Origin of the sequence: Chitinophaga cymbidii, assembly GCF_007992715.1 — a bacterium.
GTDB lineage: Bacteria > Bacteroidota > Bacteroidia > Chitinophagales > Chitinophagaceae > Chitinophaga > Chitinophaga cymbidii.
This window is the reverse complement of sequence record NZ_BKAU01000009.1, coordinates 23,988-39,057: the sequence shown is the minus strand read 5'-3', so window position 1 is coordinate 39,057 and position 15,070 is coordinate 23,988. Positions and strand designations below refer to the sequence as shown.

Annotated in this window: 9 protein-coding genes; 3 read left to right on the top strand and 6 right to left on the bottom strand. The window is 54.8% G+C overall.

The window, feature by feature from the left end:
- Nucleotides 1-115: 115 nt before the first annotated feature.
- The gene (locus CCY01nite_RS25620; RefSeq protein WP_146867423.1) at nt 116-571 is read left to right on the top strand and encodes a YdeI/OmpD-associated family protein; all 456 of its coding nucleotides are present in this window, start codon (nt 116-118) and stop codon (nt 569-571) included.
- Nucleotides 572-652: 81 nt separating this feature from the next.
- Here CCY01nite_RS25620 and CCY01nite_RS25615 read toward each other — a convergent pair whose 3' ends face one another.
- Complete coding sequence (locus tag CCY01nite_RS25615; RefSeq protein ID WP_146867422.1) at nt 653-1,855, bottom strand: DUF763 domain-containing protein; 1,203 nt, start codon at nt 1,853-1,855, stop codon at nt 653-655.
- 276 nt (nt 1,856-2,131) lie between these two features.
- On the opposite strand from CCY01nite_RS25615, the gene CCY01nite_RS25610 reads away from it, so the two are divergent.
- On the top strand, nt 2,132-3,730 hold the full coding sequence (locus CCY01nite_RS25610) for an ABC-F family ATP-binding cassette domain-containing protein (RefSeq protein ID WP_146867421.1): 1,599 nt from the start codon (nt 2,132-2,134) through the stop codon (nt 3,728-3,730).
- 113 nt (nt 3,731-3,843) lie between these two features.
- Entirely contained in the window at nt 3,844-4,584 is a 741-nt protein-coding gene (locus CCY01nite_RS25605) for a hypothetical protein (RefSeq protein ID WP_146867420.1), read from the top strand.
- A 54-nt stretch (nt 4,585-4,638) separates the two neighbouring features.
- Here the strand turns inward: CCY01nite_RS25605 and CCY01nite_RS25600 are convergent, their stop codons facing one another.
- The 5 genes from CCY01nite_RS25600 to CCY01nite_RS25580 are packed head-to-tail and all read right to left on the bottom strand — an operon-like array spanning nt 4,639 to nt 15,050.
- Nucleotides 4,639-8,121, bottom strand: coding sequence for a glycosyl hydrolase (locus tag CCY01nite_RS25600; protein ID WP_186831269.1), 3,483 nt, complete (start codon nt 8,119-8,121; stop codon nt 4,639-4,641).
- Between the two features lie 10 nt (nt 8,122-8,131).
- Nucleotides 8,132-8,989: a glycerophosphodiester phosphodiesterase family protein gene (locus tag CCY01nite_RS25595; RefSeq protein ID WP_146867418.1), complete on the bottom strand. Its 858-nt coding sequence runs from the start codon at nt 8,987-8,989 to the stop codon at nt 8,132-8,134.
- 10 nt (nt 8,990-8,999) lie between these two features.
- Nucleotides 9,000-10,172 (bottom strand): hypothetical protein, encoded by a 1,173-nt coding sequence (locus CCY01nite_RS25590; protein ID WP_146867417.1) that lies wholly within the window; start codon nt 10,170-10,172, stop codon nt 9,000-9,002.
- Nucleotides 10,173-10,193: 21 nt separating this feature from the next.
- Nucleotides 10,194-11,738 carry a RagB/SusD family nutrient uptake outer membrane protein gene (locus CCY01nite_RS25585; RefSeq protein ID WP_146867416.1) on the bottom strand — a complete coding sequence of 515 codons (1,545 nt, stop codon included), beginning with the start codon at nt 11,736-11,738 and terminating at the stop codon, nt 10,194-10,196.
- A 6-nt stretch (nt 11,739-11,744) separates the two neighbouring features.
- Entirely contained in the window at nt 11,745-15,050 is a 3,306-nt protein-coding gene (locus tag CCY01nite_RS25580; RefSeq protein WP_186831268.1) for a TonB-dependent receptor, read from the bottom strand.
- Nucleotides 15,051-15,070: the final 20 nt, after the last annotated feature.

Below are 15,070 nucleotides of genomic sequence, written 5' to 3'. Positions count from 1 at the left end.
TGAAAGTACTAAAAAGCCGGGGATTCTTTGTGTAAATCACCCTGTTATTGTCGCACCTTACCCGGTACAGACAATAGATTTATGGATACATTTGAGGTAAATAAAACATCATCCGATGGCTGCAAAAGTAAAATTCAACACCACGATCTTCCAGTCAGGCAACAACACCGGCATACAGGTGCCGGAAGATGTTGTGGAAAAGTTAGGCGCCGGCAAACGCCCGGCGGTGACGGTTACATTGAACGGTTTCACTTATCGTAGTACCGTTGCCGTTATGGGGGGCCAGTACCTCATTCCGCTCAGCGCGGAACGCAGAACAGACGCGAAGGTGAAGGGCGGCGACAAGCTGGATGTTACGCTGGAGCTGGATACGGCGCCGCGTGAGGTGGAACTTCCGGAAGATTTCAAAAAGGCGTTGAACAAGGATAAAGCTGCGTTGAAGTTTTTTGAAGGATTGTCTTACAGCGCGAAACAACGGTACGTGCTGCCGATCGGGCAGGCAAAAACGGAAGAAACACGGCAGCGCAGGATAGAAAAAGCGGTCAGCGATCTGAAAGCCGGGAAGAAATAAATGTTGCGGAATTGCCGGTCAGGCAGGAATGACGGCAAGCAGGCCCCGGAGATATGCATTGCCGGCGCGGCGGGGAACTGCTTAAAAAAGTTTCAGCTGCTCAGATGATAGCGGCTTCGATCTCCCGAACACCGTTCTCCCCCCATGTTTCCATGCATCTTCCCGCTCCTTCTCTATCAGCCGGTCAAAGTTGGCATTCGGTTCAAAATCCTGCTCCGCCCGCGCCGCGATCTCGTGCAGCTTTTTAACAGCGGCGGATTTGTCCGTCTGCCCGATCTTCGCCTTGTCTACCGCGGTGCGCAGCACCTGGATGGTTTCATCGAATACTTTTACGGGAACAGGGAAAGGATGACCGTCTTTCCCGCCATGGGCGAATGAAAAACGCGCGGGGTCCTTGAAGCGGGAAGGCGTGCCGTGAATCACTTCGCTGACGAGGGTGAGCGATTGCAATGTTCTCGGCCCCACGCCCTGCAGCAACAACAGGTCCTCAAAATTGCCGGGCTGCTGTTCATGCGCCAGCCATAATACGGAACCGAGGCGCTTGAGATTCACATCTTCCGCGCGCACATCGTGGTGCGAAGGCAATATCAGCCGCTGAAAGTCTTTTATCAAAGCGCCGGGATCATCCTGCGTGATGGTCAGAATGCCTTCCCTCGCGGGCCTGGCGGCGGTATCGGTCAGATTCAGTATCGGCCCCTGGTTCCGACCGCAAACACCGGTGTGCGGCTCTTCCACAAAAGACCGGAAAGCATCCGAGTGCCAGTGGTACCGCCGGGCGGTCTTGCTAAGCGGGTCCATGCCCTGCTGCACCACCGTCCATTGCCCGGTATTGCTGACGATGAAATTATGGGTGTATAACTGGAATCCGTCCTGCACGGCGGTATTGTCCACTTTCGCGCTGAGCTTGCTGCAACGCACCAGCTCATGCCCATTGAGGCCGGTACTGTCCGCCAGCCGCAGCAGTTCAGCAGGGGTTTCCGTGGAGAATTTCCCCTTGCCGCCACAAATGTAAATGCCAAGCTCCTTCGCAAAAGGGTTCACCGCCCTTTTCAACGCGCCCATTACCGAGGTAGTGATACCGGAAGAATGCCAGTCCATCCCCATCACCGCCCCGAAACTCTGGAACCAGAACGGGTCGGACAACCGGCGCAGCACTTCTTCCCTCCCATATTCCGTGATAATGGCTTCCGTGATCGCCAGGCCAAGTCTGGCCATGCGTTCTGCCAGCCATTTGGGCACATAACCGTAGTGCAGCGGAAGGTCCGCGGAGCCGGAGCGTTTCATACTGCAAAGATACGAAGAACGGAAGGATCGATAAGACAACGGTAATTTTCATATACCTGCAACTGCTGACCGAAACCAATAAATGCGTATCTTTGCGTCATCATGTGATCATAATCCACACATCCGCGCAGCTCCCGCTGCTTTCTTCCGCAAGCCGTCCGGCTTTGTAACACTTATCAGATTCATTTACTGTTCACAAAAATTTACCGACATGAAACTTACATCCTGCCAACGGACCGTTCCATTCATTTTCCCAACCACCACAACAGACATCACATGCTTATCAACGCACAACATATCACATATCAAACGCCCCATCACGCACTGCTTTTTTCCGGCCTGAATTTCACCCTGCAAAAAGGTGAGAAGGCCGCCATCACAGGCAACAACGGCACGGGTAAAAGCACGCTGCTGCGCATTATCGCCGGGCAGGAAAAAAACTATACGGGCGACCTCCGCGTCGCCGGAAGCATTTATTATGTACCACAGCACTACGGCCACTTCAACCACCTCACCGTGGCGGACGCCCTGGGCATTGCCCCGCTGCTGAACGCTCTGCAGGCCATAGAAAATGGTGCAACCGACCAGCATTATTATGATCTGCTGGAACATCACTGGGACATCAGCGCCCGCTGTGAGGAAGCCTTCGCCCGCTGGGGCATCACCGGCATCACCCCGGATCAGCCGCTGCAACAATTGAGCGGCGGCATGAAAACCAGGCTCTTCCTTTCCGGCATCGATATTTTTGAACCGGATATCGTGCTGCTGGACGAGCCTACCAACCACCTCGACACGGCCGCCCGGCAACGCCTGTACGAATGGATGGAAAATACCAGCTGCACGTTACTGCTCACCAGCCATGACCGGCAACTGCTCCGTTTATGCGAGCCCGTTTGGGAATTGCAGCCGGACGGCATCCGGGCATACGGTGGCAATTATGATTTCTATGCCGCGCAGAAAACCGCGGAAAACGCCGCCAGGGAGCACAAGCTGGCGCATCATCAGAAGGCGTTGAAGGAAGCGAAGCAAAAGCAGCAGCAAACGCTGGAACGCAAGCAGCATGCGGACGCGCAGGCCCGTAAAAGCAGCCGCCGCGGCGGAGAACCGAAGATCATGCAGAACATATGGAAGAACGCCGCCGAAAGCAGTACCGGCAAATTGAAAGAAGTGCACAGCGCCCGCGTGAACGAGCTGCGTGCGGACCTGCAGGAGGCAGCGGCCATGGTACAGCTGCAGCGCATCATGAAAGGATACTTCGGCAACCCGGCCCTCCCGAAAGGCAAAGTGCTCATCCAGGCTACGGACATCAACCATGCCTACGGAAACAGCGCCCCGTTATGGCCGCAACCGCTGACGCTCACCATCCGCAGCGGCGCGCGGCTGGCCGTTGCCGGCGGCAATGGCAGCGGCAAGTCCACCCTGTTCAGCATCCTGCAGGGTAAAATATCGCCGGCACAGGGTGATATACAGATCGCGCCCTGCACTACCCTGCTGCTGGACCAGGATTACAGCCTGATAGACCGGGAGAAAACGGTGCTGGAACAAGCGCTCTCCTTTAATGAAACGCGGCTGGAAACGGCGGCGGTGCATACCCTGCTCGCCAACTTCCTCTTTACGCCGGAAAGCTGGAACAAGCCCTGCGCGGTGCTCAGCGGCGGTGAAATGTTACGGCTGGCGCTTTGCTGCATGGTGCTGCAAAACAAAACGCCGGATATCATTTTCCTGGACGAGCCGGTGAATAACCTCGACCTGAGCAATATCCAGATGCTGGCGAAGATATTCGCAGAATACTCAGGAACGCTGCTGGTGATATCGCATGATACCGGTTTCCTCGAGGAAGCGGGTGTCAGGGAAACGCTGCAACTTCTTTCATAAACCGCTGCAATTAAACAAAACATCCGTTCCATAAACCGGAAGCGCCCGTCCATTAAAGGATGGGCGTTATCGTTCAGGGAGAACGTAGTTTTAGCACTATCAATCCTCTTATCATGGAAGCGATCCACATTACGTTACCTCAAAAAAGCCGGGCCGTGCGGCTGATAGACATCACGCAGCCTTCCGCTATTGCCCTGGCAACAGCAGCGGTCCGTCATCATCCCGTTCTTGTTCAGCTTCCCACCGTGTTCGCGTTACTGGCAGCGCCCACTTCCGAAGGCGCGCGGCAGCTGGATAATTGCAAAATGAGGCTTGCCGGCAAAAATTACGGCACGGCCATCGGCAGTCTGCACAAGTTCCTCGCGCAGGCGCAGCCTGCGTCCCTGCCGGCATCTTTCAATACCGCCCGGCATTTCAGCAACATGGAAGGCGCTTTCATCCGCCTGCAATTCCGGCAGCGGCATTGCCAGTCCCAAACCCTCCGCAACGGCACACATCAGGGTCTGCTGCTAAGCGGTGCGTTCAGGGAACTGTTCATCTCCATCGAAAATGCATTCGAAGATTATCCTTCGGATGATATGTGGAGCGGGAATAATTACGGCGCGCCGCTGTGCACAAGCTGTAATATCAGCGGCGATCCCGGTGGTTCCATTGTGTCGCTGGATAAAGCGATGGAATTTGCCAGGCAAAGGAAAATACCCTTTATCATCACCACGAAAAATGCCGCGTGCGAAAAGGGATCTTATCCGATCTTCGGGTTTAGCCATGAAGGGGTTCACCTCCATCGCAGGGGGCCGGGCATGGAGCGCTTCGCGGGACGGATTCCAGCGTCCTTACAGCGTTGGCAGGCGTGAAAATATTTCAGGGGACAGTAAGGGCAGCCAGTTGAAACTTATTTCCCCTGCTGCTTACCGCTCATAGAACAACAACTTCACCGGCCCGATCAACCCCGCAGGCAGCAATTCCGAATCCTTCTCCACAAAGCGCCACGGCGTAAAAGTCACCCGCTTGCTGGACGGTCTTGTTTCATTCGTCCACACCCATGCCGGGAACTCTTTTAACTCATATCCTTTGAAGTCGTTGCCGGCATAGCGGAGATTCTCGCGCCATTCAAGGTCCGCCGGCAGCTGCTCATCTCCCACCATGCGGTTCCACCAGGTATTGGTTATTTTGAGCGTGATGCTGTTCTCTCCCGGACGCAGGAAATCACTGATATCCGACTGGTAAGGAGGCTTCCACAGCGTATCCACCACCGAACCGTTGATGATGACCTCCGCCAGGTTCTTCACGGTTCCGAGCGACAGGATCACACCGGACTGAAGCTGCTTTTTCGTACAGTTGATATTCGCCTGATACGTTGCCGTACCGGAAAAGTATTTAATGCCAAACTCCTTGCTGTCAGACCAGGAGCCTGCCGTCAAACGGGCTTGCGACGGCGCGCCATAGCCTTCCGGAAAGCGCACGTCCCACGCCAGGTTCAGCGGCATGCTATCTTTTATTTCAGGCATACCGTACAATCCCGCAGGGAGATTTCCTGCAGGCTGGAATAGTATAAAAACAGCGCCAAAAGGCGTAAACGGAATTTTAACACGGATGCGGTCACCTTCCTGCGCCCACTCCTTGCAGCGGTATTGCTTCCCGGTTTCCGGGTCCCATATCACCGGTATTTTATCTTTCACCCGGAACATCAGCTCCGCCTGCTGCTCCGTGGCCACCTGGCTGGATACGAAGTATATATCCGTGTTTCCCAGCAGGCGGTGCGTCCATGCTACCGCATCTTCACCCTGACGGACGCCGGCGGCGGTTTCAGGAAAACCACCCCAGCCCATGGCCTTACCGGAGGCATGCAACACCTCCACATCAGGAGGCGTAACAGACTTCAGCAGTTTCATGAAAGCAGGTGACCACCTGGTGGTCATCGCCGGCTCTTCCCAGAATTCCCATCCTTTTGTACGGGTCTGCAAAAAATAATCCCGTTCCGCATCAAATTCATCTTTCCATACCTCCTTCATCCATATCAATCTGCCCGCGCCCACTTTATTTTCAACTATGGTGCTGCCATCCATCCGTCCCCACAATTCATCCGTCAGTTGCCGCACCAGGCTGTCGTTTTGCTGATAGTTCAGCAGTCCCGGAGCGTGATATGGCTTGTCCCTGCACACAATAGTCCCTCCTTTTCTCAAAAGATAACCGATCCTGCGAAGCATCTCCGGCGCCATTTTCCCTTTCGTTTCCGGCAGCAGCAGCACCCGGTATTTTGCACCGGAAGGAAGCGTGAAGTAACCATCCTTCACATCCATTTTGTTTAACAGCAGCTCTTCAGACACCAGGTCGTAATTATATTTTTTATGCAAGCCCATCGGCATGGTATATTCCCAGTCGAGCGTAGGCAGCAGTCCTACTACATCCGCCACATTACGCCCCTGCTGCAGCATGTACTGGCACCGGGAAAGATAGTTCGTCCATGCCCTGCCCGATTGCAACCAGGTTTGGGCGGGAACGAACATCGTTCCCCAGAAGAACATGTTCATGCCCGGCTTTTGGTCCATTCCCCAGGGTTGCAGCGCCGTTCCGTGCAATACCATTTTGTTGACGCCGTTGCAGAAAGCCAGGTCGCCCACGCGCTTGATAGCATAAGGGTCCATCTTCCAGTTCCCATCGTTCCAGCGGCCTGTGTAAGCTTCCGCAGCTACTTCCTTGCGGCCGTAAGTATTCGCCGCGCTGGCGGCCCATCTGGCCGTGTGCATCCTTTCCGTGCTCACCCAGAACTCGCACATCGGCACCTGCACCCTTCCGGCCATGCGCACAGGATCGAAAGGCGCGGTGTAAGGTTCGGTCATGAACTGCATGCCGAGCGAGTCCGCTTTACCGGAGAGATTTGAAAAGAAGTTCTCCGCGAACAGGTCGGTCTGCGTGAGGTAAAGATCATTCGCGAAGCGCTTGCCGAGGTCTTCATTTCCCAGCACCCGGTCACTCTTGTACGTGATCAGCCAGGGAGCGGGATCGTATCCTCTCCGTTTGATAAATTCTTCACGGAAGTGCACCGTCCATTCCGGGTTGCCTACTTCCCAGCTGTCCGCTTCAAAGGCCCGGATGGTGTTGCCGGCAAGCTGCGGCGATTCACGGATGAACCGCCCCACCATACTGTCAAACATCGCGTTCACCGCAAGTTTGTCCAGCTTGTCGCATTCCAGCCCTTTGCCGCCAACGGGCGGCGGGCGGTTATATGCCAGCGCATTGCGCATGGCATAACGCCTGATCACCCAGTTGCCCGCGGGCGCCTTCCACGTGATCGTTCCCTGCTGCACTTTGCTGGTCAGATCAATGACTTCCGCGGGAGATACCTGCGTTTTGTCAGGAAAAGCAACGATGGCAATATCACTGGTATAGTAATCAAATCCCGGGCGCAGCAGGATGTAGGTGTTATCGTTGACGCGGTTGAACAAGGTCATGCCAAATCCGTCGTTGATGGCGCCGGCGCTGTAACCGAAAGCCTCGATTGAACCGGAGGTATGTACCGCTGCGTTCCGCGCCACGTTCCGGCCGCCAGACATCACAACGATCTCTTCCAGCGCCAGCAGGTACTGTGTTTTACCTTCCCGCAAAACAGAATAGTTGCCCGCTGTTGTGATGCGGATGTGTTGTATCTTCTTGTTATTTTTCTTCAGGAAAAGCGCCGGCACCGCGTCTCCCGTCCGCAGCGTGTAAGTAACACTGTCTGAAAAATCTTCTTTCCCGGCAACGGTAATGTTAAACGCTGCCGGCATGCCAAACCGCTTTTTATCGTTGTTGTCGAAAGGATGAAGATAGATCGCATCTACCGGAACAGCCTGCTCAAGATCGATCCGCACTTCAACGGGAAGATCATCAATAGAAAATGCCGAATGAAACGCCTTCGCTTTTCCAACAGGCTGATCATCCACCCGTAAAGTAACCGTACGATCCGTTCCCGCTATTTTTGTTTCAGTATACGCAATATGCTGCACCGCCTGGTCCGGCTTCACCCATGGCCCGCCGCTATGGCACCATCCCGGCCCGCATTGGGAGGAAATGGTCAGGCCCACACGCGCGGATTCCTGCGCGGCAAATTTCCAGGCATCGAAAAATGCGGGTGTTTGTGAGATGATGGGATTCGGCATGTGATGATCGCTCCACATCTGCCGGTCGTTTGTTTCACTGCCCACCAGCATGATCAGCGTGCCGCTCAATCCGAATTTTTTGAACTGTTCAAGGTCGGACGTAATACCTTTTTTCGTTACCATGTCATTGATCCAGTCCCAGAATATCCAGGGGCGGTAGTCATCGGATGGATCTTTAAATTGATGAACGTCCTGTCCGGATGCGGCCAGGCAGGCCAGCAGGGATGCCGCCAACAGTGCTTTCAGCTTCATAACGTAATGGTTAAAACAGGTGGGGGTAATCGGAGATGATGCCATCTACCCCTATCGATTTCAGTTTGTTGATCTCTTCTTTGGTGTTGACGGTCCAGGGGAGCACTTTCATGCCTTTCTGATGGCATGCTTCCACCATTTCCGCCGTCACCAGCTTGTAATACGGACTATAAAGGTCCGGAACGAACGTTAGCCGCCGCAGGTTTGTTTCCACATCATTCCGGGCCGTTAGGAACGAGGTTTTTACTTCCCCGGCATAATCCCGGTGCACGATTTCCAGCATGCCGGGATCGAACGACTGGATCATTACGCGGCTTTGTATCTTTTTGTTCCGGATGATCTCCATCGTTGCTTTGATGAATTGCTCGCGAAATTCACTCGTGGCGGTGCTGGCGGGAGAAGGCACTTTCGCTTCGATATTGTAGGAAGGTTGTACGCCTTTCTTTGCTGCATACGCTTCCACGGAATCGATCAGCTCCGCCAGCAGCGGAATAACAGCCGCCATCTTTTTTTGCTGCGGAAACTCCGGGTGCGGGCGCAGGCCCACATCGAATTTCCGGATCTCGTCGTAAGTGAGCTGATTGAGTTTAAGGCCGGCTTCTTCGGATTTCAGCACCGGGCGGCCATCCGGGTGCCGGGCGAATATGCCCGAGATGTATGCATCATGCGATACGATGATCTTGTTGTCCTTACTGAAATACAGGTCCATTTCCAGCGTGGCGCCCAGGTCGAGGGCGTACTTCATGGCCGCGATGGTATTCTCCGGCATCATGCCGCGGCCGCCCCTGTGGGCCTGCGCATCAAACTGCTGCGCCAGCGCCGGCTGTAACGTGATGATACAGCATATGGTGATGATGATCTTGTACATAATCAGTTGATTATTGATAAACATGCGTCCATACCCTTGCCCGGTAAATGGTGTATCCCGGCACATATCTCGAAAAAGCGATCGCACCCGTAGACGCATCAAAGAAATCCACTTTGTTGGTGTGATATTCGTGAACAGTGGGATTATAGGCATGGGTGGTGACGTAATATCCTCCCTGCATTTTGGAAGCGGACTTCAGCCGCACCTGGCTGCCCGTATACAAATGGGAAGCGCCGGGCGTGGGCGTGAATGCCTTCGTTTGTTTGTTGAACCGGTACACGCCCGTATGGTCGCCGTAAATGAGCACATCATCATTGTCATATTCCGCGGTAAGATCATGCGGATACATCAAACGGTTGGCATCAGCCAGGATGCTGGACGGATGGCCGAACGGCAACACGGCGCGCAGGCTGACATCTTCTGTCAGTGTAGGGCTTGTTCTGGTGCCGCCGATGATATAAGCAAAAAGCCCCTGATGCCGCACGCCGCCGATATTGATCTCCGCGCCCACCCATAGCCGGTGGTAGATCGTATCCAGCAGCAAGGCATGCGGCCCCTGGATATTGACCTGCGTGTAGCTGGCGCCGGTAGCGTCCGCCGTGTTGTAAATGCGCACCCAGTTGCCATAGGTGCTGGAAGCTGTACCGTCACCAAAGCCCGCCACTACAAGGTTACCGTTGGGCAACAGCTCAATGGCGTGGTTATTCGGGTTCTGGTTGGTGGGAAAAGTATATTCCCACAGCTTCTGCCCCTTCACATAACTTCCCGACGGAATGTAAGCGCCGATCGCCAGGTAACGCCCGCCCTGTATGGCGAACGCGGATTCCGCTTTACCGGAAAAGCCGCTGACATAGTGCAGCCGCATGTCGCCCACACCTACGCCCATGGCGGACACAGCACCTGAAGAATATCCCAGCGCGGTGGTAGGCTTAAACGACCACTCGCGCGTAGTAGCATCCCAGGTAGTGTGGTTGTACCGGTAGATCTCGATCGTCTTGTCAGCCGTATTGCTGATGGCGATCCAGGGCGTCCAGGTGGTGATGTCATTCGTGGTGTTCTCTTCGCTGCCGGTGCCGGATTTTGTATCCGCTTCCGGGCCGGCCGCTTTTTTACATTGCACGGCCGCCATCATGCAGATGGCTATCACCAGGCCGCTGCAACGTATTTTTGTTTGCTTTTTCATGGGGACAGGTTTTAAATTTCTTTATTGCTCATAACCGGTGTTCTGTGTCAATGCCGGGTTCAGCTCCCGCTCTGATTGCGGAATGGGGAACAGCAGCATATACGATTCGAGCTGGAAGGCATTCGCGGGTAAATAGGACAGCCGCAGCTTCAGGTCGTTACCGAACGCTTCCATGGTTTCCATGGCCGTGCCGGTCCTCACCAGGTCGTGCCAGCGGTGGTTCTCAAATGCCAGCTCCACGCGGCGCTCACGGGCGATAATGGGCCTGAGCAGTTCGGGATTTGCTTCCGTGATGGCATCCAGCCCGCTTCGCGGCACCCGCACCTGGTTCAGGTAAGGCAACGCTTCAGGCGCCTTGTTCTGTTCATTCAATGCTTCGGCCAGCAGCAGCAAGGCATCCGCATACCGGTAAACCGGCCAGTTGTCATTCGTATTGTTGGCGTTGCTATGCGCGTGGAGGAATTTTTTGATGTAGGGCACGCCTACTTTCCCCGGCGCGGGCGTATAATCAATGACGCTCTTTTTCGCGGAAAAAGTGAAGATCAGGCTGGTGTTGTAGCTGCCTTCCGCTATGCCGATGGAAGCTTCCAGCCTTTTATCACCCGGTTCATAGGCGTCGATCAGGTCCTGCGTGGGAATATTGTAGCCGCCGGTGTTGACGTTGTTGGTCTTCACACCTGTGATGATCTGTGTATCCATCGAGCGGGGAAGGAACTGGTAGATAAAATTGCTTTGCTGGCCCTGTTCGATGCCTTGCAGGTATTGCACTTCAAAGATGGACTCACGGCTGTTCTTACTGGATGTTGAAAACACATCTTCATAATTACCCAGCAGCTGGTATCCCATCCCCGGCAGCGTCTTCAACAGCAGCTCCGCATCCCGGTACCGCTTCAGGGTCATGTATACTTCCGCCAGCAGCATGGTAGCAGATCCCTTCGTAGCCAGCCCGGTTTGCGGGAAGCTGGCGGGCGGCTTCATCTGGTCCACCGCATCGCCTGCATCCGCAATGATCTGTGCGTACACTTCTTCGGCGGATGACCGGGCCACGAAAGCATCGTCTGCTTTTTCCACTTCCTTCAGGTGCAGCGACACACCGCCGAAATACCGCACCAGCTTGAAATAGAAATAGGCGCGGAGGAATTTTGCCTGTGCTTCGATATCCGTTTTTACGGCTTCGTCTATCGATGCGGCTTTGGCCCTTGTAAGCACGATATTGGCTCTCGCAATGCCCGTGTAGCAAGCAAAGTAGGTGTTGGCGGAATAGGAGTTGCCGGCATTGTCCAGGAAGTCCGCGATGTTCTCGCGGTGCACGTAGCCATCGCCGCGGTTCACGGTATAGTCTTCATAATGCGTATTATCCGACCGCATCTCGGCCATATTGTAATCAACGTTCGCCAGCCCGCGCAATGCGTTGTAGGTGGCCAGCAGCGCCTGCCGCAATCCTGCTTCGTCCTTGAAATATGTTGCTCCTGACGGCGAGTCTTCAGGCGCCAGGTTAATAAAATCATCTTTACAAGCTACGTTTGCCAATGTAAGCGCGATAAAGAGAATATACAGCTTTCTCATATTACTTTATTTGAAACTTGCATTAATACCAAGGGAAAATGTGCGGGGCACCGGGTAGGCCATCACGTCCACACCCAGCCCGCGCGTGGCGTCCAGACCGCTCAGGCTGATCTCCGGGTTCAGGCCGGAGTAGGCGGACCATACGAGCGCCTGCTGAATGGAAGCGTATACGCGCAGGTTCTTCAGCAGGAGCTGGTTGCCGAGCGCAAAGGTGTGGCCGAGCGATATGTTCTTTATCGCGAGGTGAGTGCCGTCTTCCACCCATTGGGAATTGGCATACCGGGCCAGCACGGTGGTATTGGCTTTTGTGCGCGGGTACATGCCGGCGCCGGGGTTCTCCTCGGAGCGCCAGCGGTCCTTTATATCCGCAAGCAATCCACGCGCACCGTCCAGGTTAGCCATGTGCGTCCACTTGGCAACGTTCAGTATCTTGCCGCCCACAGCGCCCGCCATGGAAATATTGAGGTCCCAGTTACCGTAAGTGAAATTGTTGGTGAAGCCGAAGCTGAAATCCGGCGTGGGATCTCCGATGAACGTACGGTCGTTGATATTGTCGATAACACCGTCCGGCACACCATCAGGCCCGGAAATATCTTTCATCTTTATCGTTCCCACATCAGAATGGAAATTGCCGGTCTGGTATTGCGGGGAGCTGCCCAGGTCTGCTGCGTCTTTATAGAAACCGAGGTTCACGAAACCATAGAACTCGCCAATGCTCCGCCCTACCTGGTGACGGTAATAATCGCCGGTAATGCTGGAGCTGGAGGCAATGAACCCGGGACTTACCAGCGATTTTATCCGGTTCCGCTCGAAGGCGACGTTCAGGTTGGAAGTCCATTTCAGCCTGCCATCGAGATTAACGGTGTTGAGCGTCAGCTCATGACCCCAGAACTCAAACACGCCGGTATTGAAGTTGATGGAAGTAAAGCCGGAAGAACGCGGGATCTTCCGCTCCTGGATCATGCCGTCCGATGTTTTCCGGTAGTAGTCGTATGTAAAAGAAACGCGGTTGTCGAATGCCATCACATCCAGCCCGATATCGAACTGTTTGTTCCTTTCCCAGGCCAGTTCCGAATTGCCCAGCTTGTTCACCGTGGCGCCGAAATCAACGCCGCCGTTCACCACGTAATTATATTGTCCGATGGTAGAGATATGCGTGTAGTTACCGAAGTAGTTATTTCCTGTGATGCCGTAGCTGCCGCGCAGCTTTAACAGGTTCAGGAAAGAAGCCTTCCGCATGAAATTTTCATCGCTGATGATCCAGCCGGCGGATACGGACGGGAAGTTGCCATACCTCCTGGCGGAGCCGAAGCGGGAGGAACCATCACGCCGGATGGCGCCGGAGAGCAGATACTTTCCTTTATAAGCGTAATTCAGCCGGGAGATCATGGACAGCAGGGAATAAGCGGTGTAGTTGCTGGTGGCGCCGGTGATATTGGTGGCCACGCTGATCCATTCTATATCATCATCCGGGAAATTCTGCGCGCTGATGCCGCTGCTTTCTCCTTCATACTTCTGCGCCGAATAGCCGGCCAGCGCCTCAAAGGAATGGTCTTTCAGCGACAGCCGGTATTGCAGGTTGGTTTCCGCCGTCCAGGAATAATTGTCCCAGGAATTGCTGTTGCCGGTGGCAATGGAAGTGGTGGAAATAGTGGATGGCGCAAAGCGGTTCCTGGTTTCATTGCCTTTGTCCACCGCGATGTTCGTTTTCAAAGAAAGCCCTTTCAGGAACTCATAATCAAGATACGCATTCCCGAGCAGGCGGCTGGTTTTATAGTCGTCCTTTACCAGCATCAATTGCGCGTAAGGGTTGACGTTGGTGACCATGCCGGCGGTGTTGGCGTGAATGGGATAGCTGCCGTCAGGGTTCACGGCGGGGGCGAGCGGACTGGCTTCCAGCGCCCATTGGAACAAACCGGCCAGGCCGTCCGTGCTCATGCGGTTATTATGATCGAAGCGGTAGCTGGGCGCGAGGCCGAACCCGATCTTCAGCTTGTCATCATTCAGATGAAAGTCCTGGTTGATACGGAAAGAAAACAGCTGCGTACCGGTATTCACCATCACGCCCTCCTGCCGCTGGTACCCGGCGATCACGGTGGAACGCGACCTGGCGGTGGCGGACGACACGGCGATGTCGTAGTTCTGGATGGGTGCCTGCCGCGTTACCACATCGAACCAGTTGGTGCCTTCGCCATAGCGTTCGGGGTTGGTGTAGATCTCGGGTACCTGGGCGTTGGAGTTCTCATACTTCCGCTTGTCCTCATACAACTCATTATAAAAAGTAGCAAATTCCCTGGCGTTCATCATCTTCGGCACCTTGCCCATGGGGATGGTCTGAATGCCGTAGTTGGCGTTGAAATCCACCTGCATCGTGCCCGGTTTGGCATGCCGCGTGGTGATCAGCACCACGCCGTTCGCTGCGCGCGAGCCGTACAGCGCCGCCGCGGCCGCATCTTTCAACACGGTGAAGGTTTCGATCTCCGCCGGGTTGATATTACTGATATCGCCTGTAATCGGAATACCATCCACTACAAATAACGGTTGATAACCGGCGGTTAAGGAAGCGGCGCCGCGTATGCGGAAGGCCATTCCCCTGCCCGGCTGGCCGGACACCTGGTTGATCTGCACGCCGGCCACTTTGCCCTGCAGCTGCTGCGAGAATTGCGTTATCGGCATATCCTGCAACTGGTCCGCATTCACCTGCGCGATCGCGCCTGTTACTTCGCGGCTGCGCTGCCTGCCGTAAGACACCACGACTTCCTGCAGCTGGGTGTTCCTGCTCATGCTGATATCGAGCACCTGCACCACGCTGCTGACCTGCACACGGGAGCGGGTCACCTTGTCATACCCCACATAGCTGACGATGATATCGTAAATGCCTTGTTCCAAAGCAAGACTGTAATACCCGCTGGAATCCGTGAGCGCGCCCGTGGTGGTGCCGGCCACCGCTACTGTAGCGCGGGCGAGCGGATGCCCCTCAGCATCCGTAACCCTTCCTTTCAGCACGCCTTTTTGCTGCGTGGCCGAACTGCTTTTGGCAGGCCGCACTACGATGGTCTTCGCCACGATCTCATAGGTCAGCGGCTGCCCTTCCAGGCACTGCTTCAGCACTTCTTCCAGCGGCCGGTTGTCAACACGGATCGATATCGGCTTCGTGTCTTTCAGGATCGCATCATCATAGATAAAGAAATAGCCGCTTTGTTCGCGAATGTCTTTGAATACTTCTTTAAGCGTTGCATTTTGCCTCCCGAGCGTAATGTTCTGGCAAAACGCGGCGGTATGTGACAGCATGCACATAGCGGCTAATGACATGATCAAAAGCTTCATTTTGT

Bases quoted from the DNA above. Each gene is read 5' to 3' on its own strand.
- CCY01nite_RS25620 (WP_146867423.1), top strand. From the start codon at position 116: ATGGCTGCAAAAGTAAAATTCAACACCACGATCTTCCAGTCAGGCAAC.
- CCY01nite_RS25615 (WP_146867422.1), bottom strand. From the start codon at position 1,855: ATGAAACGCTCCGGCTCCGCGGACCTTCCGCTGCACTACGGTTATGTG.
- CCY01nite_RS25610 (WP_146867421.1), top strand. From the start codon at position 2,132: ATGCTTATCAACGCACAACATATCACATATCAAACGCCCCATCACGCA.
- CCY01nite_RS25605 (WP_146867420.1), top strand. From the start codon at position 3,844: ATGGAAGCGATCCACATTACGTTACCTCAAAAAAGCCGGGCCGTGCGG.
- CCY01nite_RS25600 (WP_186831269.1), bottom strand. From the start codon at position 8,121: ATGAAGCTGAAAGCACTGTTGGCGGCATCCCTGCTGGCCTGCCTGGCC.
- CCY01nite_RS25595 (WP_146867418.1), bottom strand. From the start codon at position 8,989: ATGTACAAGATCATCATCACCATATGCTGTATCATCACGTTACAGCCG.
- CCY01nite_RS25590 (WP_146867417.1), bottom strand. From the start codon at position 10,172: ATGAAAAAGCAAACAAAAATACGTTGCAGCGGCCTGGTGATAGCCATC.
- CCY01nite_RS25585 (WP_146867416.1), bottom strand. From the start codon at position 11,738: ATGAGAAAGCTGTATATTCTCTTTATCGCGCTTACATTGGCAAACGTA.
- CCY01nite_RS25580 (WP_186831268.1), bottom strand. From the start codon at position 15,050: ATGTCATTAGCCGCTATGTGCATGCTGTCACATACCGCCGCGTTTTGC.